Below are 21,408 nucleotides of genomic sequence, written 5' to 3'. Positions count from 1 at the left end.
TTCATTTTTATACCGAAGTTCTTATTAAAGTAAAATTAAAAAGTAGTATCATGTCCTTGGAATCGAGTATGGAACGCGACGGAACGTCGGACCGTTCGCGCTCCAGCAGTAACGAAACCGAACAGACGACGGACCCGGTGGTGTCGGTGCAAGGGCTCCGAAAGGAGTACGGCAAAGGAGACGACGCCGTCGAGGCCGTCACGGGAGTCGATTTGAGCATTCAGCCCGGTTCGGTCGTGGGACTGCTCGGCCCGAACGGCGCGGGAAAGACGACGACGATTAAATCCATACTGGGACTCATCTACCCGTCCGAGGGAGATATCGAGGTCAGCGACGTGAACGTCCACAAGAACACCACCACCGCCCACGAACACATGGGTGCGACCCTGGAGGGGGCGCGAAACACCTACTGGCGACTGACCGTCCGCGAAAATCTGGAGATATTCTCGGTTATCGGTGGCAACGACTATCGAAAGCGAACCGAAGAAATCGAATCGCTCATCGAGCAGTTCGGACTCGCAGAGAAGGCCGACACCGTCGTTCGGGAACTCTCTCGGGGCCAGAAACAGAAGGTCTCGCTGGCCTGTGCGCTGGCACGTGACACGGACGTCGTCTTCCTCGACGAACCGACGCTCGGCCTCGACGTCGAGAGCACTCGCAGGCTACAGCGGGAAATCCGACGCCTCGCCGAGGACGACGGTCGGACGATTATCCTCTCGAGTCACGACATGGACGTCATCCGGACGGTTTGCGACCGGGCGATTATCATGAACGACGGGGAAATCGTCGCCGACGACACGGTCGAGAGCCTCATCGACCTGTTCGACGCGAAGACCTACGACGTGGTCGTGGACGGAGACCTCGACGAGGCCGCCGAGCAGCGACTCGCGTCGGAGTTCTTCCTGAAGAACGTCGACCGCCGGTCCGGGAAGACCGCCCTCGAAGTCGAAACCGACGGCGACGAGTTCTATCGGTTGGTCGATACCCTCGAGGAGTCCGGCCTCAGCGTCGAGTCGTTCTCGGAGGTCGAGATGGACTTCGACGACGTGTTCCTCCACCTCACCGACCAAGCGGAGGAAGACGAACGCCGCGCACAGGAGGTGACGGCCCATGAGTAACGCCTCGGTCACGGACGCCGAGCAGGACGACGGCTCCGGGCTACTGCTCCTGATCTGGACGATTTTCCGGATGAACTTCCTGCTGATGGCCCGATACAAGGTGAACTTCGCGGCCCAAATCGTCGGGATGTACCTGTTCTTCGCGGTCATCTTCTTCGGCGGGCGGGCCGCCGTCCAGAACGTCGGTGGCGGAATGGGTGCGCTCGGTGGAACGCTCGACGCCCTCATCGTCGGTTGGTTCCTGTGGACGATGGCTCAGAGCGCCTACTCCAGCCTGTCGACCGAAATCACCCAGGAGTCCCGCTGGGGGACCCTCGAACAGCTGTTCATGTCCCCGCACGGGTTCGGGACGGTTCTCGGCGTGAAAGTCTTCGTCAACATGCTGCTCAGCATGGTGATTGGCTCGCTGATGCTCGCGCTGATGTTGCTCACGACGGGACGAACCCTCGCGCTCGATTTCGTCTCGGTCTTCCCTATCGTCGTGCTGACGTTGCTGTCGGTCGTGGGCCTCGGATACGTGTTCGCCGGGTTGGCGCTCGTCTACAAGCAGATATCTAACGTGTCCCAACTCATGCAGTTCGTCCTGATCGGGCTTATCGCCGCGCCGGTCGCGGAACTCCCGATTCTCAGCGTCCTTCCGCTCGTGCAGGGGTCCGAGATGCTACAGGCGACGATGCGTGAGGGCGTCCGCCTCTGGGAGTTCTCGCCCCTCCAACTCGGCACGCTCGTCGGAACTGCCGTCGTCTACTCGGTCGTGGGGTACCTCATCTTCATGCTCTGCTTGCACGTCGCCCGCGACCGAGGCGTGATGGGTCACTACTGAGTCCCGTCACGGTCTCGCTCTACATGAACATCCGGTCTTCCGGTCGTTCCTCGGTGCGCTCGCTGAGGCGTTCGGCCAACTCCTCGTAGTAGCCCTGTACTTCGGTAGCGAACTCTTCGAGCGGCCCGGTGTCGAGTTCGAGGTCGTAGGTGCCCTGAACCGCTTCGAGGAGGCGAATCGCGGCCTCGACGTCAGGCGCTTGGGCGTGGACCGGCGTGACGAACAGGCCGGTCCGGAGGTCCGACTCCATTCCGCGGGCCATGATTTCGGCGTTCATCCCGTCCAAGAAGCCTTTGCCCATCGCCGGAATGTCGGTGTCGGCGAGTCGGTGGTCCAGGTAGTCGTCGGTGGCGACGTAGAACACCTGATGCTCCTCGGGCGCGTGGGGAATCGAGACCCCGTGGAGGATGGCGATTTCGTCGACGTCCTCGGATTCGGTCCACTCCAGCACGGCCTCGCTGAACGGTTGGGCCGCGAACGGCGGGACGAACAGTTCGCCGACGACGACCGACAGGCCCGCGCCTTCGTGGGAGAAGACCCGCGTGTGGTGGCGGGGTTGGCCGTTCTCGAAGGGCGTGATGGCGGGCAGTTGGTCGGCGGAGATGTGCCCGACCTGCTGGAAGTCGAGGCGGTCCACGAGGTAATCGACCGCGGTCAGTCCGGCGAGGCCGAACTGCGAGAACCCGGCGATGACGGTGTCCTGTGGGTTCTCGGCGGTAATCTCGAACGAAGCGCCTGCTGAACGCGATTCCCGATTCATGCACTCCAATACGCCGAAATCGGCCTTGAGTCTTTGTACGCCGACAGCGGTTCGACCGGACGAAACGAAGTGTCGAGTCGCCTCGCTGGCGAGCGAATCGGGGGAGAGCGACGAGTCGTGGGGAAAGGATTTTGCCAACTGGGAGAAAGGTTGGTTCCATGGTCGGTGTCGCGGACGTATTCGACGAGGCAGTCCGAACCTTCTGGAGCCTTCCGGGGGCACCACTCATCGCGGCCACGCTCGTACTCGTCGCCGGATGGTACGGGAGCCAACTGCTCATCCGGTTTCTGGGTCGGCCCGTGGCCCGGCGGTTCCAGCGCCCGAGTCTGACCAAGACCGTCCTCGGCGGGGTTCGGGCCATCGTGATGGTGTTCGCGGCGTCGGTCGCCGCCAGTTATTTCGGGTTCAAGCCCGGTGACATCCTCCTCTCTGTCACGGTGTTTTCGGCCGTGCTGGGTCTGGTCCTCGCGCCCATCATCGGGAGCGTCATCAACGGCCTGTTCCTGCTGGCCGACCAGCCCTACGAAATCGGCGACATGATAGAACTCGTGGACCGGGGCAGGCGGGGCTACATCGAGGACATCACGCTCCGGTACACGAAGATTTTCACGCTCGAAAACACCTTCCTCGTGATTCCCAACTCCAACATGCGCGACCGGGACGTCATCAACTACTCCGCCGAGGACACCCGCTCGCGCCTCTCGCTCGAACTCCTCGTCACCTACGAGGGCGACTTGGACGAGGCCCGCGCCATCATGGAGCGGGCGGCCCGCGAAACACAGGAGGTCGTGGAAGGCGGCCCGGACATCCGCATCGGGAGCGCGCGCTACCCCTCCGCGCCAGTCAGCTACATCAAGGAGTTCGCGGACCACGGCGTCCTGCTGGACCTGCGCTACTGGGTCAAAGACCCCTACTACCTCCCGCGCGTCGAGTCGAAGATTCAGGAGCGCATCTGGAGCGAAATCGAGGAGGCCGACGTGGAAATCGCCTACCCCCACCAGCACCTCGTCTTCGACGAGACCAGCGGGACCGCCCGCGTCGAAGTCGAACGGCGCGAGCGCCGGTCTCGACCCGAGGAGTTCGACCCGCCAGACTGAGAACGGTCAGTCCTTGCCGACCGTGACGACGTCCGCGTCCAACTTCCCGCGGAGGTAGCCGTCGATGTCGGGGTTCGAGGTCAGCTTCTGGAGCATCTGCCGCCAGCGCCCGACCTGCTTGTGGCCGATGACCACCACGTCGGCCTCCTCGGCCGCGACCTCTTCGAGGATGGTCTCCTCGACCAGAAAGCCCTCGCGGACGACGTACCGGGCGTGCTCGACCCGGCCGAACTCGGCCTCGACGGCGCGCTTGAGGTCGGCGCGCGACACCTCCCGGCCCCGGTGGTAGAGATTGACGTGCAGGACAGTCAGCGCCGCGTCGCGCTCGTCGGCGATGCGGATGGCCTCGGCCAGCGTTCGCTCGGAGTGTTCGGTCAGCGGATACCGGACTGGGACGACGACGCGAGTCACGTTTCGAGCCACGCCGCCCGGGTCCTTCTACCTCTCGGTCGTTTCGATCGGGGACTGTCCGGCGACGATTCGCCCCTCGATTTCGGGCGCAATCTCGTTCTCGCGGACGTACTCGACCAGCACGTCGTACTGAATATCGACCGCCTCGACCCGGTGGGTCTCCTCGAGCGTCGGGAACTCGTCGTCGGTGTGAAGCACGTAATCCGAGAGCGCGACCGAGTAGGTCCGGTCCGAGTCGAGCGGTTCGCCGCCCACCCGGACCGACTCGACGCCCGCTTTCTCGGGGTTCCAGACGACTCGCGCGCCGCTGACGTGGGCGTGCCACCAACCGGGTTCGGCGAAGCCGAGGTCCGGACTCGCGGCCCACTCGAAGGCCGCCCGGAGGGCGCTGCCCGGCACCTCCGCGAGGACGATTCGCTCCTCGAAGGGCGTGACGCTCACGAGGTCGGCCGCGGTGATTTCCCCGGAGATGGCGTCGCCGGTCCGGACCCCGCCGCTGTTCTGGAGGCCCACGTCGGCCCCGGTCTTCCACCGGTAGGCGTCGGCGACCAGATTGCCGAGTCGGGCCTCCCCGCCGAACAGCGTGGATTCGGCGCGGTCGAGCGGTTCCGAGACGGTGCCGACGACCTCGTTCAGACCCGTCTCGGCGAGTCGCTCGCGCATGGCGTCGGCGACCTCCTCGCACAGCGGCGCGTCGGCGACTCGGTGGCGAGTGACCGCGCCGTCTTCGAGGTCGATTTCGAGGACGACAGAGCCGCCGTCTCCGGGCCGGGTCAGCAGGGTGCCATCGACCGAGTCTCGGCGCTCGGTCGGGACGTGACCGCCGAGGATGGCGTCGGCCTCGACCTCGCGGGCCAACTCCTCGTCGCCCTGTCCGAGGTGCGAGAGGACGACGGTGTAGTCGGCGTCGAGGTCGTCGAGCGCGTCACGGGCTGCCGCGATGGGGTCGGTGAAATCGATACCCGTGGCTCCGGGGTTGATGGAGGCGGTGCGCTCGGTGGTGACGCCGACGAATCCGACGCGCTCGCCGTCGGCCCCCACGACTGTCGAGGGGACGACGCCGGAGTCCGCGGCGAATCGGTCCGAATCCGTTCTCGTCGTGGCGTCTGCGTCCCAAACGTTGGCGCTCACCCACGTCTGGGGCGAGTCGGAGATGAGACGCCGGAGAGCAGAGACGCCGTGGTCGAACTCGTGGTTGCCGAAGGTCTCGACGTCGGGTTCGACTGCATCGAAGAAATCGAGCGCCTGCGCGCCCTCCTCGACCAGCGAGAGGACGCCCGGCGAGGTATTGTCGCCCGACCCCGCCAGAACTGCGTCGTCTCCTCGGAGGTCCCGGAGGAGACCGGCGAGTCGGCCCGCGCGCTCTGGGGTGTCGTAGACGTTCTCCACGTCGGAGTAGTGGACGAGACGGGGAGCCATGTACCCGAGGTTGCCATGCGGGCGGTATGATTCCTTCGGCACGGAGCGAGAGTCAGCACGCCTAAACCCCCGCAGGGCCTACGGAGGCGTGATGGACGCGACTACGACGAGGGACGGCCAGACGGTGTACGTCTCCCGCGAGGAGGGCGACCGGGGGTCGAAGGGACCCTTCTTCGTCGTCTACAGCGACGAGGGTCGGAACAGTCGGTACGGCTACCTCTGCGGGAACTGCGAGCGCATCGACAACGCGATGGACCCGATGGGTCGCATCGAGTGCAACGTCTGTGGCAACGTCCGGAAGCCGACCGAGTGGGACGCCGCCCACGAGTGACTCGCCGCCCGCGAGCGAATCGCCGGACTCCTCGCGTCGATTCGGCCACTCGACTTTTGCGGACCCTTCCCTAACCACCGCTGATGGTGGACCTGAAAGACGAGGTACTCACGCAACTCGAAAAGCACGAGGAGACCATGCGCCTCGACGAGTTCGTCCGCCGAGTGGAGATTTACCACCGGGACGACGGGCCGGGCGTCGAGCGCGAACTGCTGGACGCCTACGCCGAGGCGGTCTACTTCGAGGTGGACACCGCCGCGATAGACGACCGACTCACCGACAGCGACAGCTGGGAGTCGGGCGAACACCTCTACGAACTCGCCGACGGCAGAATCAGCGACTACCCGCCCGACTGGCACGAGCGACTCGGCGACGGTGCCGACGTTCGGGACGTGGTGGAAGTGCTTCAGAACGAGGTCGAGGAGGCGGAGGGCGACCAGCGCGAGGCGGTCACGGACGAGCGCGGCGTCCCGCGGCCGAAAGTGGCGTGGGTCGGCGAGGCGGTCGCGGGCATCGACCCCGAGACCACCCGCGACCGCCTCGCCGAACTGGAGGAAAACGACGAAATAGAGACGTTCGCGTCCCAGAACCGGGACCCGACGGTCAGACTGACGTAACTCGCAAAAACGTTTATTACCTTCTCCGTGTAACCTCCACGCGGATGGCCACTGTTAGCACACCGCCCATCGACCAGGCGAGGTCCATCTTCACCGACTTGGGCTACTCCGTCTCCGGCGACGGCGACGAGTTCCGAGCCGAGCGAAAATGGCGAGTCGTGCGCGTCACGGCTCTGACCGATTCGGACGAGACTCCGGACGACGGCGAACTGCGCTGTTTCGTAACGTGGAAGGAGTACGCATCCGAATTACGAACTCAGCTTCGGCGGACAGACCCCGAGTACGAGTGGGCCATAATCGGGGTCAGGGAGGACGACGACTACGAAGTGCTTCGCGCTCCACCGAGCGTGGCCACCGCGATTTGAACTGATTTCGGCCGGGCGTTCCCGGCCCGCAATCTTTCTTCGGCCCGCGATTTTCCTCAGCCTGCGACTTCCCCGGCGAGTCAGCGCTCGCCGAGTTTCTCCGCCGTCGCGGCGAGTCCGGCGTCCACGTCCACGTCAGCGCCCTGCTTCTCCAAGGCGTCGCCGAGCGCGGTCATCAGGTACGAAATCGTCTCGGCGCGCGAGGAGTAGCCCATGCAGCCGATGCGGAAGATGTCGCCCTCCAAGTCGCCGAGGCCGGTGGCGATTTCGAGGTCGTACTGGTCGATGAGGTAGCTGGTCACGTCGGTGTCGGTCGCGCCGTCTGGCACCCGGACGGCGTTGAGGCTCGGGAGCCAGTACTCGTCGGGCGCGTTCATCTCCAAGCCCATCGCCTCGACGCCAGCCTTCAGGGCCGCGGCGTTCTCGCGGTGGCGCTCCCACCGGTCCTCGATGCCCTCCTCGGCGACGAGGCGCAGGGCCTCCCGGAGCGCGTAGACGTTCGTGATCGGCGCGGTGTGGTGATACGACCGGTCGTCGCCCCAGTAGCCCTCAAGCAGGGAGAGGTCGAGGTACCACGAGCGGGCGTCCTCCTCGCGCGAGAGGACCTTGTCCATCGCGCGGTCGTTGAGCGTGAGGGGGGCCGCGCCCGGCGGGCACGAGAGGCACTTCTGCGGGCCGGAGTAGGCCACGTCGATGCCCCAGTCGTCTACCTTCAGTTCGACGCCGCCGAGCGAGGTGACGGTGTCGGCGATGGTCAGCGCGTCGTGTTCGTGGGCGATGCTCGTCAGTTCGGACACCTCGGGCTGGAGGACGCCCGTGCTGGTCTCGGCGTGGACGAAGCCGAACACGTCCGGCTGGTGTTCGTCGAACGCCGCGGCCACGTCGGCGGGGTCCAAGGGTTCGCCCCACGGCGCGTCCACGTGGACGACTTCGCCGCCCGCGCGGGTCGCCATCTCCTCCATCCGCCCGCCGAAGTAGCCGTTCGCCGGGACCAGCATCGTGTCGCCGGGTTCCACGACGTTGCCGATGGCGGCCTCCATCGCCGCGGACCCGGTGCCCGAGACGGGAATCGTCCACTGGTTGTCGGTCCGGAAGGTGTAGCGAAGCAGGTCTTGGACCTCGTTCATGATTTCGATGAACGAGGGGTCGAGGTGGCCGACCAGCGGGGTGCTCATCGCGCGAAGCACCCGCGGATGGACCTCGCTCGGTCCGGGACCCATCAGCGTCCTGTCCGGCGGTGTCAACTCGCCAACGTCGGGTTTCTCCACCATGTGGCGTGGTATCCACCCGTGGCGACTTAAAAAATTGCACCGGCGAACCCGCGTTATTCGACCGTTGTCGCCGAGCGGCCGGGACGTAACGCGGCGTTTCCAGAGTCCAGAACCACGAGACTCGGGGAAACACGTCGTTGCGATGACTGAACAGCAGAAACGGTCGTAGCGGTTTATTTCGGTCTCTGCTGTACGAGTGAACGCCCCGAAGGACGCGACGGGGGCGCGTTCGACGGGCGAGAACTTCGAAACGGCACGACCGGACCCGCGGGGGCCGCCACCGCGGGAGCGACCGAGGACGGCCATCGACTTTCGAGCGCGCACGCGGGCCGAATCAAACGGGGGAGGTTGGTTCGGCCCCGTGCGGGCACCCAGCATCGCCCACTACGGGCGGCCGTTCGACGGTCGCAACCCGCTTGCGCGGCGACCCGAGCCGTCTCTTTCGACACCACGGCGGGCGTGTTTGCCCGCCAACCGTGCTGTTTTCGGCAATATTTTTGTATTGTAAGGAAATAATATTATTTTTCTAATCAATGTAGAGGTTTCTCTGGCTGGGTGGCGAGAACTGCGCACTAGCTAACGGATTTACCGGGAAGCAACCGACAAGCTTTGGCCGGTGGACTGACCACTCTCCTGGCGGACTGAAAGGGCGACCGCGAACCGCGCGAGGGCTTTCGAGGACATTGCCGTCCAGTCGGTTTCTACGGTCTCAAGGGCTAGCTTTCGAAATCACAGCCACACTTCCGACGACTTTCCGGAATCCGGAAATCGACCCGACAACACCCTAGAACCACGATACCAAACCTCACGAGCAGGGAGAAGCTTATATCTCACAAGCGCCAATCCTCGGTTCCATGATGGTCGGCCACGCAATGGCGGCGTTCGCCATCGCCACCGCCGTGGCGTCCCGGCGCTGGCCCCGAGAGCGCGCGCTGGCGTTCGGCATCGCGGCGGGCGCGTTCGCGGCCGCACCGGACGTAGACATGTTCTACGCGGTGGTCGGCCTCGCGCAGGCCGGGGTCGGCGGCGTCTGGGAGATGACCGCCGCGTTCTGGGGGAGTTCCCACCTCGTCCACCGCGCGGTGACCCACTCGCTGGTCGTCGGCGTCGTCGCCGCGCCAGCGTTCGTGGGCCTCACGGCTGACCGCGGCGCGGACCGCGGGCAAGCGAATCGCGGGCGACCACTCGCTGGCCTCCTGCTGGCCGGACTCGCGGCCGTCGCGTTCGTCGAGAGCGGCCTTCTCGGCGGCGCGGTCATGCTCGTCTTCTTGCTGGCGGGCATCGCTATCGCCCTCGCCCTCCGACGGGCGACCGACCTCGGGCCGCGGGCGCTGGTCGTCGCCGCGCTGGTCGGCCTGCTGAGCCACCCCTTCGGCGACCTGTTCACGGGAGCGCCGCCGCGGTTCCTCTACCCGCTCGACGTTCGACTTCTGACCGAGCGCGTGGTCCTGCTGGCCGACCCGACGCTCAACCTGCTGGCGGTGTTCGGCGTCGAGCTGGCGACGATTTGGCTCGCGGGCTACGTCTACCTCCGGGCGACCGACCGGCGACTGTTCGCGCACATCGACACCCGCGCCGCGGTCGGGGTCGCCTACGCCATCGCCGCGATTGCGATGCCCGCGCCGACGATGGAGGTGTCGTACCACTTCGTGTTCTCGATTCTAGCGGTCGGGATGGTCGGGGTCGCGCCCAACCTCCTGCCCTCGCGGTCGGTCCTTTCCGCGGAGTGGGACGAGGGCGTGACGTGGGTGATGACGGGGCTGACAGCGGTCAGCGTCGCCGGACTGACCTACACGCTGGTCTACGTGATGTATCCCTTCCCGTGATTCCGCTCCGGACTCGACACGCTCGACCGTCCCCGTCACCCGTGCTTTCTTATCGGACGGTTGTCTACGAGCGCACATGGCACGTCGCGCTGGCACGCTCGACCGAGTCGTGGAGGACGAGCGTGTCAACGCCGGACTCGGGTGGGCGCTAGTCGCGTTTCTCGCGCTCGTCGCGGTCGAGGAGGTCCTCGACGGCCACCTCCTCTGGGCGGGGTTCACGGTGTTCGTCGCCGGAATCGCGCTGGTCCCCTCCATTTCGCACCGCGACTGGACCGTGATGCTCCCGTGGGAGGTCTTGGCGCTGTCGGCGCTCCCCATCCTCGGCCGGGCGCTGGCCAACGAGGTGTTCGCCTCGCAGGCCGCGACCTACCTCTCGGTGGCCGCGCTGGCGCTCATCGTCGCGGTCGAACTCCACGTCTTCACGCCGGTCGAGATGACCTACTGGTTCGCGGTCCTGTTCGTGGTCGTCGCCACCATCGCCACCGCGGGCGTCTGGGCGGTGGTCCAGTGGCTCTCGGACGTCTACCTCGGCACGGCGTTCATCCGGAGCGAGGAGCGCCTGATGTGGGACTTCGTGGCCGCCACGATAATCGGCGGGATGGCGGGGGTCGTCTTCGAGTGGTACTTCCGGCGGTTCGCGCGAGTCGAGACGCGACTCCCCGGCGACCACGGCAAATCGCTCGAACGCGACGAGACCGGTCAGAACGAGGCGGGACGAAGCGAGAGGGGGCAGAACGAGACGGGACGCGGTGAGCAGCCGTGAAACTCCGCGACCGACTCCACATCTCCGCACAACGGCAGCGACAACTGACGCGCGCGATGGAGTTGAGCCTCGTCGGCATCCTCTTCATCGGCCTCGACCGGGGGAACGTCGGCATCGTGGTCAACGCCGCCATCGCCTTGGCGGTCACCTTCCTCCCGGCGATGCTCGAACGCGACTACGACATCCCGATGGACGCCGGTCTCACCCTCTGGATTACGACCGCGGTGTTCCTCCACGCGGTCGGCACCCTCGGACCCTACAGCAACGACACGTTCTGGTGGTGGGACCACCTGACCCACGCGCTCTCGTCGTCGCTGGTCGCGGCCATCGGCTACGCCACGACGCGGTCGCTCGACGCCCACACCGAGGACATCTACTTCCCGCCGCGGTTCACCTTCGTCTTCATCCTCATGTTCGTCGTGGCGTTCGGCGTCATCTGGGAGGTCATCGAGTTCGGCGTCGGCGGACTGGCGGCCCTCCTCGGGAGTAGCAAGATACTGACCCAGTACGGCCTCGAAGACACGATGCTGGACCTCATGTTCGACATCGTCGGCGGCGTGCTGGTCGCGGTCTGGGGCACCGCCTACCTCTCGGACGTGGTCGGCGCGCTCACCGACCGCCTCGACGGGCGCAAGCGCCGCGCGGACTGAGGGCGGCGAACCCCCGCCCGGGACTCCTCTCGCCGGTTGGCTTTAAGATGCTCTGCGTGGTATCGCTGATGCGCCATGGTTTTCAAGAAAATCACGCTCATCGGGACGAGCGAGGAGAGCTTCGACGCCGCCGCGGACGACGCCATCGAGCGGGCCGAACAGACGCTGAACAACGTCAAGTGGGTGGAAGTGGACGAACTCGGGGTCGAAGTCGCCAACGCGCCGAACCGCGAGTACCAAGCCGAGGTCACGGTGGCCTTCGAGTTGGAAGAGCCGCGGGAGTGATTCACGGTTCGGAATCGTGGAGCGGTTCGGAGTCGAGGAGTCGGTATCCGGGGGTCGCTACCCAGCGCCAAGGTTAACACCCCGGAACCGAAACTAGGGAGGTATGAGTACCGATACCGCCCCCGAGGGCGACCCCACGCCGAAAATCGAGGTGACGGAGGACGCCGCCGCCGAAGCCCTCTCGCTGCTGGAGGGCGAGGACCTCGACACCGACATCGCCGGACTCCGGTTGTTCGTCCAGCAGGGCGGCTGTGCGGGTCTCTCCTACGGGATGCGATTCGACGAGGAGCCAGAGGAAGACGACACCGTCTACGAGCATCACGAACTCCGCGTGTTCGTGGACCCCGCGAGCATGAACTACATCGAGGGAAGCGTCGTGGACTACGAGGACGGCCTGCAGGGCGCGGGCTTCCACGTGGACAACCCGAACGTGGTTAGTGAGTGCGGATGCGGCGAGAGTTTCCGAACGTAAGGTCACGCGAACGCTTTTGAGTCCGTTTTGCGCGAGCAGAGAGGGTCATTCTTATCACATCGAGAGCGCTAGGTGAAAGCATGAGACAACACGCGCCCGTCGAGTCAGTCCGCGCCGCGACTGCGCACAGAGGGAGTGAATGGTAGACCTCGCGTTCTCTATCGGGCGAGTCCTGCTCGCGCTCTTGCTAGTCGTACTGAACGGCTTCTTCGTCGCCACGGAGTTCGCCTTCGTGCGAATCAGGTCCACTACCGTCGATACGCTGGCAGAGGAGGGCAAGGCGGGGTCGGCCACCTTACAGGAAGCGATTCAGAATCTGGACGACTACCTCGCGGTGACCCAACTCGGCATCACCATCTCCTCGCTGGGTCTCGGATGGATCGGCGAACCGGCCGTGGCGGCGCTCATCGAACCCTTCTTGGGGTCGGTTCTTCCGGGGAACCTCGTCCACCTCGTCGCCTTCGCGGTCGGATTCGGCTTCATCACCTTCCTGCACGTCGTCTTCGGCGAACTCGCGCCCAAGACGATAGCCATCGCGCAGGCCGAGCGCGTCTCCCTGCTGGCCGCGACGCCGATGAAGTTCTTCTACTACCTGTTCATCCCCGGTATCGTCGTGTTCAACGGCACGGCGAACGCCTTCACGCGACTCATCGGCGTCCCGCCGGTGACCGAGAGCGAGGAGAGCCTCGAAGAGGAGGAACTCCTGATGGTGCTGACGCGGTCGGGCAAGCAGGGCCACATCGACAAGGACGAGGTCGAGATGATAGAGCGCGTGTTCGACCTCGACGACATCACCGTCCGAGAGGTCATGGTTCCGCGCCCGGACGTGGTGAGCGCCCCGGCGGACCTCCCGCTGGCCGACCTCCGAACGCTGATAATCGAGGAGGGACACACCCGCTACCCGGTCGTGGAGGCCGACGACAGCGACCAAGTGGTCGGGTTCGTGGACGTGAAAGACGTGCTGGCGGCGGACGACTCCGCCGACCGGACGGACGAGGCCGTCACCGCCGGGGACCTCGCGCGCGACTTGGCCGTCATCCCCGAGACCGGTCGGGTCAACGACCTCCTCGCCAAGTTTCAGGACGAGCAGAGTCAGATGGCCGCGGTCATCGACGAGTGGGGGTCGTTCGAGGGCATCGTGACGGTCGAGGACCTCGTCGAGGTGGTCGTCGGCGACCTCCGCGACGATTTCGACGTGGACAAATACGAACCGTCCATCGACCGGCGAGGCGACGGAACCTACACCGTGGACGGCGGACTCGCCATCTCGGAGGTCAACGAGACGCTCGACGCCGACTTCGAGGTCGCGGACTTCGACACCATCGGCGGACTGGTACTCGACCGACTCGGGCGCGCGCCGGAGGTCGGCGACCGAATCGAAGCCGACGGCTACGACCTCGAAGTCACCGAGATAGACGGCGCTCGGGTCTCGACGGTCGTGCTTCGGGAAGTCGAGGCCCGGAGAGCGCACGAGGAGACGGACGGAGAACAGCCACCCGCACGGCCGGAAGACGAACAGGTGAGCTAAGACAAGACGGTGGTGTTCGGAGTCTCAGTCCTCGAACCGCTTCCTGACGCTCTCGGCGTGCGCCTCCAGCCCTTCAGCCTCGGCTAGCGTCGTAATCGTCTCCTCTAAGTCCCCCAGCGCGCCCTCGTCGAGTCGCTGGACCGTGGTCTCCCGCAGGAAGGTATCGACCGAGAGGCCGCCCGTAATCTTCGCCAGCCCGTTGGTCGGCAGGACGTGGTTGGTCCCGCTGGCGTAGTCGCCCGCCGCGACCGGGGTGTAGGGGCCGAGGAAGACGCTCCCGGCGCTGTCGATGCGGTCGAGAATCTCCTCGTCGTCGTCGGCCTGAATCGAGAGGTGTTCGGCGGCGTACTCCTCGGCGAAGAGGATGGCCTCGCTGGGCGAGCGAGCGAGGAGAACCCCGCTCGCGTCGCCGTCGAGAGCCTCGCGGGCCACGTCGGCGCGCTCGCGGTCGGGGAGTTGGGCCTCGACTTCGCTGGCGATTGCCTCGGCGGTCTCCTCGTCGGCGGTGACGGCGACGACCGAGGCCTCGGGGTCGTGTTCGGCCTGCGCGAGGAGGTCCGCGGCGACGAACTCGGGGTCCGCCGTCTCGTCGGCGACGACGAGGACCTCGCTCGGTCCCGCGAGGAAGTCGATTGCCACGTCGCCTTGGACCTCGGCCTTGGCGGCGGTGACCCACTTGTTGCCCGGGCCGACGACTTTCTGGACGCGGTCGATTTGCTCGGTGCCGTAGGCCAGCGCGGCGACCCCCTGCGCGCCGCCGACGTTGAAGACGCGGTCCGCGCCCGCGGCATGGATGGCCGCCAGCGTGACGGGGTTCATCTCTTCGGCGGGCGGGGTGGCGACCGCAACCTGCTCGACGCCCGCGACGTTCGCCGGAATCACGCCCATCAGCGCGCTGGAGGGGTAGGCCGCGGCCCCGCCGGGAACGTAGACGCCGACGCGTTCGAGCGGCCGGAACCGGCGGCCGAGTTCTCGGCCCGCGGAGAACTCCTCGGTCCAGTCCTCGGGGAGTTGTGCCTCGTGGAACTCGCGGATGTTCTGTGCGGCGGCCTCGATGGTCTCGCGCATCTCGTCGTCCAGCTCGTCGTAAGCGCGCTCGGCCTCGTCGGTGATGTCGAGGTTGCCGACCGAGACGCCGTCGAACTCCTCGGAGAACTCACGGACGGCCACGTCGCCCTCCTCGCGGACTCGGGCGACGATGTCGCGCACGTCTTCGCGGACCTCCTCGATGCCCGCGTCGCGGTCGAAGAAGGCGCGGCGCTCGTCGGGGCCGAGGTCCGCCAGATTGCGTACTTCCATGGGCGAGGCTTTGCGACGCGGGCGAAAAACGGTTTCTACTCGGGGAGAACACTTCTGAAGTCTCCGCCTGCTCGTCGCGCATCGAAACGACCGACGACAGCGACGCGAGGGTCTGCGTTGTGAACACCTCCTGAAGCCCCCGCCCGCTCGCGGTCGCTCAGCGACATATCCTTGGTTCGCTTCGCTCACCTGCGGATAGTGGTCGCTGAGACGACCACGGCCTCCGGCCGCGAGCGCGCGGCCCCTTCATCCACCCGAGGAGGATTGGTTCGCCGAGCGCGTGCTGGCGTCTTGCCGAGCGGAGACGTTCGTACAGAGCAATAATATCCTTCGTTTAGGGTTTCTAGATAGTTTGAAGAGAAATATAGAGTCATGCCACACCGCTACCTTATCGTCCGGTCAGCAACTATCCACGATTTCGTAGTACCCTTCCGAGGTCTCTTTCAGCGTCGTGGTCTCGTAGGTGTTGTACAGGCCCATGTTCTCGTCCGAGCCTTCCGCGTAGGCGTAGCTTCCGTCGGTCCACGCGCGGTTCTCCTGAACGTGGGTGTAGTTGTCGGTGGTGCCGCAGTAGCCCTCGAAGCTCCCGCCGCCGACCGAAATCGTCACCGAGTCGGTGTCGGTCGCACCGTCGTCGTCGGTGACCGTCAGCGTGGCGGTGTAGTCGCCCGAGGAGCTGTAACTGTGGCTCGCGGTCTGGCCCGTGGCCGTGGTCCCGTCGCCGAAGTCCCACTCGTAGGACGAGATAGAACCGTCGGAGTCCGAGGAGTTCGACCCGTCGAACGAGACCGTCTCGTCCACCGCGGGGTCGGTCGGGGAGGCGCTCGCGGAGGCGGTCGGAGCCGAGTTGCCGTCGCCGCCCGAGCCGTCGTCCACGCCGCTCAGGTCGAAGCGGTCGAAGAAGTCCCACATGATTTGGCTGGCGTCGGGGCCACCCGGCGCGGTGTACGACCCGCCCGAGGCACCGCCGGACCAGGCGTGGCCCATGCTATCGACCTCGTAGTGTTCGACCCACGCGGTTCCGGCGTCGTCGGCGTACTCGTACTTGGTGTAGCTCAAGCTCGACCCGGAGCCAGTCGTCGTGTCGGCGTCGGCGTAGTCCGGACTCCCGTCGTCGGCTCCGTCGAGCGCGAGGTCGGTCGTCACGACTGCCTGCTCGGCTACCTCGTCGCCGTTGCACGGGTAGACCGTGTAGTCGCTAGTACCGTGGAACGCGACGGTCGGGACGGGAGTGGTGATGCCGAAGCTCTCCATCCGGTCGTAGGCGTGCTGGCCGAGCTCCTCGGGCGACGGGCCGTGACTGCAATCCGTCATGGCGGTCGAGCCGTCCGACTCGGTCTCGGCGATGTCGTAGGCCAGTCCGGAGTGGACCCCGCCCGCGGCGAACACGTCGGCGTACTCCGCGACGAGGTTCGGGACGAACGCCGCGCCCGCCGAGAACCCGGCGGCGTAGACCTTCTGGTCGTCGACGGCGTGGTTCGACTTCACTTGGTCGACCATGCCCTTGATGAGCGCCAACTCGCCGTTGCCCCGCGTCGTGTTGGCGTCGTTGAACCACTGCCAGCACTCGTTGTAGTGGGCGGTGGTGGTCTGGTCGGGGTAGATGGCGATGAACGTCTCCTGTTCGGCAATCGCGTTCATCTGCGTCTCGTCCTTGAACTGGTCGGGACTCTGGGTACAGCCGTGGAGCATGACGACGAGGGGGACGTCGGTCGAACCGTCCGCCCCGGTCGGGACGTACTTCGTGTAGGTCCGACCGTCGTAGCTCTCGGAGGTGTAGCTTCCCGCCGCCGCGGTTCCGACTCCGGCGAAGGAGGCCGCCGCGACCGAGCTGCCGAGCGACTTCAACAGGGTGCGTCGTTGCATATCCATGCTCACTCACCTCGCGTTTTGCCCTCGAAGAAGTTCCAGAGGAGCTGACTCGCGTCGGGACCGCCCGGCGCGGTGTACTCGCCGCCCGACACGCCGCCGGACCAGGCGTGGCCCATGCCGTCTACCATCAGCTTCTTGACTATCGTCTCGCCGTTCTCGTCGTGGTAGTCGTAGGTCGTGTACGCGTAGGAGGCCGACGAGCCGTCGGTCACCGCGTCGGCGGTGTAGTCCGTGCCGTCGTCGTCGGCGTCGTCGGTGGCGAGGTCGTTGGTCTGAGTCGCCTGCTCGGCGGCCTGATGGCCGTTGATGGGGTAGACGGTGGTGTCGTCGGTGCCGTGAATCACCATCGTCGGGAGGTTGCTCGTGATGCCGTAGTACTCCATCGCGTTGTAGGCCTGCGTGCCCTGGTCCTGGGGGTCGGGACCGCCGTAAGTCATCGCGGTCGTGCCGCCGGTCGCGGTCTCGGCGGCGTCGTACTCCAGTCCGGAGTGGATGCCGCCCGCGGCGTAGATGTCGGCGTACTCCGCGAGCATGTTCGGGACCATCGCCGCGCCAGCGGACAGCCCCGCGATGTAGACTCGCTCGGGGTCGAGGCCCTCGGCGTCGAGGGTCTCTTGGGTCATCCCGGCGATGACCGCGGCCTCGCCCTCGCCGCGCGTGGTATTCGAGTCGTAGTACCAGTTCCAGCACTGGGCGCTGTTTCTGGCGTTGTACTGGTCGGGGTAGATGACCGCGAAGCCTTCCTGGTCGGCTACCGCGTTCATCTGGGTCTCCTCGCGGAACTGGTCCGCGTTCTGGGAACACCCGTGGAGCATCACCACCAGCGGGTCGCCCGCCCCGACTCCGTCCGGGACGTACTTCCAGTAGTCGAAGCCGCTGTAGTAGTGGTTCGTGTACGACCCGGAGGCCGCCGCAGTTCCGGCCGCGCCGAGGAGGGTCGCCGCACCGATCGCGCTTCCTGCCGACTTGATGAACGTCCGTCTGTCGGAATTCATGACGTGACACTACATACCACAATTTATTCCTAAATCTAATCACGGGTTAATATGTAAAATTTGCCGGTCGGCACAGGATTATAATGGGGTCAAGACTGTTGGCGACGAGCTCGGTGCGGAAAAAACGGCAACGGTCCCCCGACATCAGCGGATTTATTCGAGCGTTCGAGCAAGTTGGCCCGTGGCCACCGAATCGAACGACCCGGACCTCGCCGAGAGTCCGGCATCGGAAACGCACTCCGACGACGCCGACGACCCCAACGGCCCCGACGACCCCGCCGAGGAGCGACTCGAAGACGCCTTGGAGCGAGTCGCCCACGGCGCGACGATTTCGGTCCCGTCGATTCTCCTCCAGCGCGGGCTGACCCTCGCGTTCACCGCGATTCTCACCAACGGGTTCGCGGCGAGTTCCTACGGGGCGTTCGCGCTCGCCCGGCGACTCCAGCGGTTCCTCCTCCGACTCACGCTCGGATTCCGGAGCGGCCTGAGCCGATTTTTGCCCAACGCCGACTCGCGGGCCGAGCGGGACGCGCTGGCGACGTTCGCCAGCCTCCTGCTGGTCGGGGTCGCCACCGTCTTCGGAGTCGGCCTCTTTCTCGCCGCCCCGTTCGTGACGCGCGTGGCCAACGAGGGCGCGCAGTTCGAGTTGCTCCTGCGCGTCTTCGCGCTCGGCCTGCCCGCCGGGGTCTGGCTGTTCACCGTCACCGAGGTCCTGCGAGGCATCGAGGCGGTCGGCCCGCTGAACCTCACGCTCCGGGTCGGGTTCCCGACCGCGCAACTCCTCGCGGGCGCGCTCGCCGCCTTCGTCTTTCGGGACTTGGCGGCGGCCGCGGTGGGCGTCCTGCTGTCGATGGGGCTGGTCGGCGTCGTCGCGGCGGCGTGGCTCGTTCGGAAGCGCGACTTCAAGCCCCGGCTGCGAGGTCCCGACGCGGCGCGACTCCGGCGGAAGTACTTCGCGTTCACGCTCCCGCTGTTCGTCGGCGGGTTCGCCACGACGACCCAGCGACTCGGGTTCTACCCCCTCATCGCGGTCTACCTGTCGAGCGTCGCGGGCGGGGTGTTCGCTATCGGGGTGCTGTTGGGCACGCTGGTCCGACTTCCCTTGATGGGCATCAACCAGTTCATCCCGCCGGTCGCGGCCGCGCTCAACGAGGAGGACCACCGGGAGGCGCTCGCGCGACTCTACCACGTCACGAGCAGGCTGGTGCTGGTCGGCGTGACGGGACTGGCGATTCCGGTCATCGTCTACCGGGAGTCGGTGATGGCGCTGTTCGGACCGACGTACGTGCAGTACGCGCCGCTACTGCCGGGGTTCATCGTCGCCCAGTACGCGGCGTGCGCCGCGGGGTCGGTCGGAATTTTGCTCACGATGACGGACAACCAGCGGGCGCTGTTGGTGGTCAACGTGGCGATTACCGCGTTTCTGGCCGTGACGGCGATTCCGCTGACGACGCGGTTCGGCCTGCCGGGACTGGTGGTGAGCTACGTGCTGATGCTGACGGTGAACAACGGTCTGGAAGTCGCGGTGCTGTACTACCTCGAAGGACTTCAGCCGTTCACGCGCCTGCACGCCAAGCCGCTGGTCGCGGCGATTCCGCTGGCGGCGGTCGCGCTGGGAGCGAAGTTGGCGATTCCGGGTCCCGCCGGGCCGCTACTCGGGACCGCGGCGGGGCTGGTCGCGTACGCGAAGTCGCTCGGGACGCTCGGATTCACGCCGGTCGAGCATCGGCTCGCGGAGTCGCTGGCCAGTCGCTATCGGGCGGCGTTCGCGGGCCGATGGCCGATTTCGGGCCGGTAATCGACCGTTTACTCGTCCAGAATCGTCTCGGCCAGCGCCGGGAGGAAAGTTCCGATGTCCGTGACCATGCCGATTGCCTGCGCGCTCCCGCGGTCTAAGAGCTGCGTGACTGTCGCGGGGTTGATGTCCACGCAGACGACGCGCGTCGTCGACGGCAGGCAGTTTCCGACCGCGACCGAGTGGAGGAGGGTGGCGAGCATCAACACTAAATCGGCCTCGTGAGCCTGCTCGCGGATGGCGTTCTGGGCCTCGACCGCGTCGGTGATGGTGTCGGGAAGCGGGCCGTCGTCGCGTATCGACCCCGCGAGAACGTAGGGCACGTCGTTCTGGATACACTCGTACATCACGCCCTCGTCCACGAGGCCCTCCTCGACCGCCTCGCGGATACCGCCCGCGCGAACGACCTCGCTGATGGTGTAGATGTGATGCTTGTGACCCTTCCGCGGGTTTTCGCGCGTCTCGACGTCCATCCCCAGCGAGGTCCCGTACCGACCGCTCTCCAAGTCGTGGACCGCGAAGCCGTTGCCCGCCGAGAGCATATCGACGTAGCCCTCGCCGACGAGTCGAGCCAGCGCGTCACCCGCACCGGAGTGGACGACCGCGGGTCCGGCGACCGCGAGGACCGACCCGCCCTCGGCCTTGGTCTCGGCGACGGCCTCGGCGATTTCGCGGATGAGCGATTCGGACGGGCGCTCGGCCGAGACGCCCCCCTGCATGAACCCGAATGGGCCGCCGGAGCCACGCGGCCGCTCCGGCGGGTCCACGCGCACGCCCGCCTCGTCCGAGACGACGAGGTCACCCTCCTCTATCGCGTTCAGGACTTTGGTGTACGCGCGCGGCCCGTCGGGTTCCACGACGACCGCACAGTCCATCTCCATGTTCTCGACGGGCAACCACTCGCCGTCGTACCTGACCTGCGTCGGATGGTTCGTCGTCGAGTAGAAGCCGTCCGGCACCACGCGGTCCGCGGGCGCTGGCTTCAACGTCGCGTTTGGCGGGTCCGAGAGGTGCGCCCCGTTCTGGTGAAGTTCGTGCAGGATTTCGCGGAGGCGCTCCTCGTCGTCTGCTTGAACTGTCATCCGACAGTACGACTCCGCGTCCTTGTGCTTGCCGACCTCGAACACTTCCACGTCGAAGTTTCCGCCGAGGTCCATCACCACGCCGAAACACCGCTGCATCATCCCCGAGTCGATGATGTGACCCTCGAGTTCCACCGTCTGCGCGACCGTCATATTTTGACTACGGACGGCACCACGATGAACGTTGTCCCGACCCAGCGGTCGCTCGACGCCACCGGCGTCGAGTGACCGCGGACGACTGTGCGGGTTCGCGTCGCTCCTCGGTCGGTCGTCGCCGAGACTGTCTCGTGGTGGTCGGGGTGGGACTGGTTCGAAATGAAGAAACCCCCATCGCCGGGTGTGGCGATGGGGGTTGTATGAGTGGAGGCGGCGAATCGGATTTCCCAGAGGCTCGCGCACTCCAGTACTCGCCGAAACGCAGGCAGGCTTAACTTCCGTGTTCGGGATGGGTACGGGTGTCACCCTGCCGCTCTGGCCGCCTTAACGCCGACTCGCGGACTCGAACCGCGATCTCATCCAATGTCGGTGGTTCGATTTCGACCGTAGTGTACGTGCAATCCAGTTTGCGCCTGGATCCGAATGTGTGTGTTCGGATCAGTGCAGAGAGTTGCAACACTCGATACCGTATG

At 66.0% G+C, this 21,408-nt stretch carries 21 protein-coding genes and 1 rRNA gene; 13 read left to right on the top strand and 9 right to left on the bottom strand.

Features of this window, described 5'->3' with window-relative positions; translation table 11 throughout:
* Positions 1 to 68: 68 nt before the first annotated feature.
* Positions 69 to 1,118 carry an ABC transporter ATP-binding protein gene (locus tag EPL01_RS13105; RefSeq protein WP_246045697.1) on the top strand — a complete coding sequence of 350 codons (1,050 nt, stop codon included), beginning with the start codon at positions 69 to 71 and terminating at the stop codon, positions 1,116 to 1,118.
* Positions 1,111 to 1,941 carry an ABC transporter permease gene (locus EPL01_RS13100; protein WP_210424149.1) on the top strand — a complete coding sequence of 277 codons (831 nt, stop codon included), beginning with the start codon at positions 1,111 to 1,113 and terminating at the stop codon, positions 1,939 to 1,941. Before EPL01_RS13105 ends, EPL01_RS13100 begins: the two co-directional genes overlap by 8 nt.
* Before the next feature lie 19 nt (positions 1,942 to 1,960).
* Here the strand turns inward: EPL01_RS13100 and EPL01_RS13095 are convergent, their stop codons facing one another.
* The gene (locus EPL01_RS13095; protein WP_135825726.1) at positions 1,961 to 2,701 is read right to left on the bottom strand and encodes a proteasome assembly chaperone family protein; all 741 of its coding nucleotides are present in this window, start codon (positions 2,699 to 2,701) and stop codon (positions 1,961 to 1,963) included.
* Positions 2,702 to 2,859: 158 nt separating this feature from the next.
* Between EPL01_RS13095 and EPL01_RS13090 the strand changes: the two genes are divergently transcribed.
* On the top strand, positions 2,860 to 3,798 hold the full coding sequence (locus tag EPL01_RS13090) for a mechanosensitive ion channel family protein (protein ID WP_135825725.1): 939 nt from the start codon (positions 2,860 to 2,862) through the stop codon (positions 3,796 to 3,798).
* Between the two features lie 6 nt (positions 3,799 to 3,804).
* Here EPL01_RS13090 and EPL01_RS13085 read toward each other — a convergent pair whose 3' ends face one another.
* Positions 3,805 to 4,209 carry a universal stress protein gene (locus tag EPL01_RS13085; RefSeq protein ID WP_135825724.1) on the bottom strand — a complete coding sequence of 135 codons (405 nt, stop codon included), beginning with the start codon at positions 4,207 to 4,209 and terminating at the stop codon, positions 3,805 to 3,807.
* Between the two features lie 27 nt (positions 4,210 to 4,236).
* Complete coding sequence (locus EPL01_RS13080; protein ID WP_135825723.1) at positions 4,237 to 5,628, bottom strand: bifunctional metallophosphatase/5'-nucleotidase; 1,392 nt, start codon at positions 5,626 to 5,628, stop codon at positions 4,237 to 4,239.
* A gap of 91 nt (positions 5,629 to 5,719) precedes the next feature.
* Here EPL01_RS13080 and EPL01_RS13075 point away from each other — a divergent pair, with 91 nt between their 5' ends.
* From EPL01_RS13075 to EPL01_RS13065, 3 genes are all read left to right on the top strand, one after another.
* Positions 5,720 to 5,959 carry a DUF5816 domain-containing protein gene (locus EPL01_RS13075; RefSeq protein ID WP_135825722.1) on the top strand — a complete coding sequence of 80 codons (240 nt, stop codon included), beginning with the start codon at positions 5,720 to 5,722 and terminating at the stop codon, positions 5,957 to 5,959.
* 83 nt (positions 5,960 to 6,042) lie between these two features.
* The gene (locus EPL01_RS13070) at positions 6,043 to 6,576 is read left to right on the top strand and encodes a hypothetical protein (protein WP_135825721.1); all 534 of its coding nucleotides are present in this window, start codon (positions 6,043 to 6,045) and stop codon (positions 6,574 to 6,576) included.
* Between the two features lie 44 nt (positions 6,577 to 6,620).
* Complete coding sequence (locus EPL01_RS13065; RefSeq protein ID WP_135825720.1) at positions 6,621 to 6,941, top strand: DUF7116 family protein; 321 nt, start codon at positions 6,621 to 6,623, stop codon at positions 6,939 to 6,941.
* An 80-nt stretch (positions 6,942 to 7,021) separates the two neighbouring features.
* On the opposite strand, the gene EPL01_RS13060 is transcribed toward EPL01_RS13065, so the two are convergent.
* Entirely contained in the window at positions 7,022 to 8,212 is a 1,191-nt protein-coding gene (locus EPL01_RS13060) for a pyridoxal-phosphate-dependent aminotransferase family protein (protein WP_135825719.1), read from the bottom strand.
* 854 nt (positions 8,213 to 9,066) lie between these two features.
* Here EPL01_RS13060 and EPL01_RS13055 point away from each other — a divergent pair.
* From EPL01_RS13055 to EPL01_RS13030, 6 genes are all read left to right on the top strand, one after another.
* The gene (locus EPL01_RS13055; RefSeq protein WP_210424148.1) at positions 9,067 to 10,038 is read left to right on the top strand and encodes a metal-dependent hydrolase; all 972 of its coding nucleotides are present in this window, start codon (positions 9,067 to 9,069) and stop codon (positions 10,036 to 10,038) included.
* 76 nt (positions 10,039 to 10,114) lie between these two features.
* Entirely contained in the window at positions 10,115 to 10,801 is a 687-nt protein-coding gene (locus EPL01_RS13050) for a hypothetical protein (RefSeq protein WP_246045696.1), read from the top strand.
* Positions 10,798 to 11,451: a DUF2238 domain-containing protein gene (locus tag EPL01_RS13045; RefSeq protein WP_135825718.1), complete on the top strand. Its 654-nt coding sequence runs from the start codon at positions 10,798 to 10,800 to the stop codon at positions 11,449 to 11,451. The genes EPL01_RS13050 and EPL01_RS13045 overlap by 4 nt, the downstream gene beginning before the upstream one ends.
* Positions 11,452 to 11,526: 75 nt before the next feature.
* Complete coding sequence (locus tag EPL01_RS13040) at positions 11,527 to 11,736, top strand: dodecin (protein WP_135825717.1); 210 nt, start codon at positions 11,527 to 11,529, stop codon at positions 11,734 to 11,736.
* Between the two features lie 103 nt (positions 11,737 to 11,839).
* Positions 11,840 to 12,208, top strand: coding sequence for a HesB/IscA family protein (locus EPL01_RS13035; protein WP_135825716.1), 369 nt, complete (start codon positions 11,840 to 11,842; stop codon positions 12,206 to 12,208).
* Between the two features lie 139 nt (positions 12,209 to 12,347).
* Entirely contained in the window at positions 12,348 to 13,736 is a 1,389-nt protein-coding gene (locus EPL01_RS13030; RefSeq protein WP_135825715.1) for a hemolysin family protein, read from the top strand.
* A 24-nt stretch (positions 13,737 to 13,760) separates the two neighbouring features.
* Here EPL01_RS13030 and hisD read toward each other — a convergent pair whose 3' ends face one another.
* From hisD to EPL01_RS13015, 3 genes are all read right to left on the bottom strand, one after another.
* The gene (gene hisD / locus EPL01_RS13025) at positions 13,761 to 15,035 is read right to left on the bottom strand and encodes a histidinol dehydrogenase (RefSeq protein WP_135825714.1); all 1,275 of its coding nucleotides are present in this window, start codon (positions 15,033 to 15,035) and stop codon (positions 13,761 to 13,763) included.
* 399 nt (positions 15,036 to 15,434) lie between these two features.
* Positions 15,435 to 16,901, bottom strand: coding sequence for an extracellular catalytic domain type 1 short-chain-length polyhydroxyalkanoate depolymerase (locus tag EPL01_RS13020; protein ID WP_246045695.1), 1,467 nt, complete (start codon positions 16,899 to 16,901; stop codon positions 15,435 to 15,437).
* An 8-nt stretch (positions 16,902 to 16,909) separates the two neighbouring features.
* On the bottom strand, positions 16,910 to 17,902 hold the full coding sequence (locus tag EPL01_RS13015; protein WP_135825712.1) for an extracellular catalytic domain type 1 short-chain-length polyhydroxyalkanoate depolymerase: 993 nt from the start codon (positions 17,900 to 17,902) through the stop codon (positions 16,910 to 16,912).
* A 181-nt stretch (positions 17,903 to 18,083) separates the two neighbouring features.
* On the opposite strand from EPL01_RS13015, the gene EPL01_RS13005 reads away from it, so the two are divergent.
* Positions 18,084 to 19,700, top strand: coding sequence for a lipopolysaccharide biosynthesis protein (locus EPL01_RS13005; protein WP_168215910.1), 1,617 nt, complete (start codon positions 18,084 to 18,086; stop codon positions 19,698 to 19,700).
* A gap of 8 nt (positions 19,701 to 19,708) precedes the next feature.
* Here the strand turns inward: EPL01_RS13005 and EPL01_RS13000 are convergent, their stop codons facing one another.
* Both EPL01_RS13000 and rrf read right to left on the bottom strand, forming a co-directional pair.
* Positions 19,709 to 20,932: an ornithine cyclodeaminase, nickel-pincer nucleotide-dependent gene (locus tag EPL01_RS13000; RefSeq protein WP_135825709.1), complete on the bottom strand. Its 1,224-nt coding sequence runs from the start codon at positions 20,930 to 20,932 to the stop codon at positions 19,709 to 19,711.
* 208 nt (positions 20,933 to 21,140) lie between these two features.
* Positions 21,141 to 21,262, bottom strand: a 5S ribosomal RNA gene (gene rrf, locus EPL01_RS12995).
* Positions 21,263 to 21,408: the final 146 nt, after the last annotated feature.

The organism is Halorussus ruber (assembly GCF_004765785.1).
GTDB lineage: Archaea > Halobacteriota > Halobacteria > Halobacteriales > Haladaptataceae > Halorussus > Halorussus ruber.
The sequence above is the reverse complement of the archived record's forward strand: the minus strand, read 5'-3'. Positions and strand labels throughout refer to the sequence as shown.

Bases quoted from the DNA above. Each gene is read 5' to 3' on its own strand.
- EPL01_RS13100 (WP_210424149.1), top strand. From the start codon at position 1,111: ATGAGTAACGCCTCGGTCACGGACGCCGAGCAGGACGACGGCTCCGGG.
- hisD (WP_135825714.1), bottom strand. From the start codon at position 15,035: ATGGAAGTACGCAATCTGGCGGACCTCGGCCCCGACGAGCGCCGCGCC.
- EPL01_RS13050 (WP_246045696.1), top strand. From the start codon at position 10,115: ATGGCACGTCGCGCTGGCACGCTCGACCGAGTCGTGGAGGACGAGCGT.
- EPL01_RS13015 (WP_135825712.1), bottom strand. From the start codon at position 17,902: ATGAATTCCGACAGACGGACGTTCATCAAGTCGGCAGGAAGCGCGATC.
- EPL01_RS13000 (WP_135825709.1), bottom strand. From the start codon at position 20,932: ATGACGGTCGCGCAGACGGTGGAACTCGAGGGTCACATCATCGACTCG.
- EPL01_RS13080 (WP_135825723.1), bottom strand. From the start codon at position 5,628: ATGGCTCCCCGTCTCGTCCACTACTCCGACGTGGAGAACGTCTACGAC.
- EPL01_RS13065 (WP_135825720.1), top strand. From the start codon at position 6,621: ATGGCCACTGTTAGCACACCGCCCATCGACCAGGCGAGGTCCATCTTC.
- EPL01_RS13030 (WP_135825715.1), top strand. From the start codon at position 12,348: ATGGTAGACCTCGCGTTCTCTATCGGGCGAGTCCTGCTCGCGCTCTTG.
- EPL01_RS13020 (WP_246045695.1), bottom strand. From the start codon at position 16,901: ATGCAACGACGCACCCTGTTGAAGTCGCTCGGCAGCTCGGTCGCGGCG.
- EPL01_RS13035 (WP_135825716.1), top strand. From the start codon at position 11,840: ATGAGTACCGATACCGCCCCCGAGGGCGACCCCACGCCGAAAATCGAG.
- EPL01_RS13070 (WP_135825721.1), top strand. From the start codon at position 6,043: ATGGTGGACCTGAAAGACGAGGTACTCACGCAACTCGAAAAGCACGAG.
- EPL01_RS13060 (WP_135825719.1), bottom strand. From the start codon at position 8,212: ATGGTGGAGAAACCCGACGTTGGCGAGTTGACACCGCCGGACAGGACG.
- EPL01_RS13055 (WP_210424148.1), top strand. From the start codon at position 9,067: ATGATGGTCGGCCACGCAATGGCGGCGTTCGCCATCGCCACCGCCGTG.
- EPL01_RS13105 (WP_246045697.1), top strand. From the start codon at position 69: ATGGAACGCGACGGAACGTCGGACCGTTCGCGCTCCAGCAGTAACGAA.
- EPL01_RS13040 (WP_135825717.1), top strand. From the start codon at position 11,527: ATGGTTTTCAAGAAAATCACGCTCATCGGGACGAGCGAGGAGAGCTTC.
- EPL01_RS13095 (WP_135825726.1), bottom strand. From the start codon at position 2,701: ATGAATCGGGAATCGCGTTCAGCAGGCGCTTCGTTCGAGATTACCGCC.
- EPL01_RS13090 (WP_135825725.1), top strand. From the start codon at position 2,860: ATGGTCGGTGTCGCGGACGTATTCGACGAGGCAGTCCGAACCTTCTGG.
- EPL01_RS13075 (WP_135825722.1), top strand. From the start codon at position 5,720: ATGGACGCGACTACGACGAGGGACGGCCAGACGGTGTACGTCTCCCGC.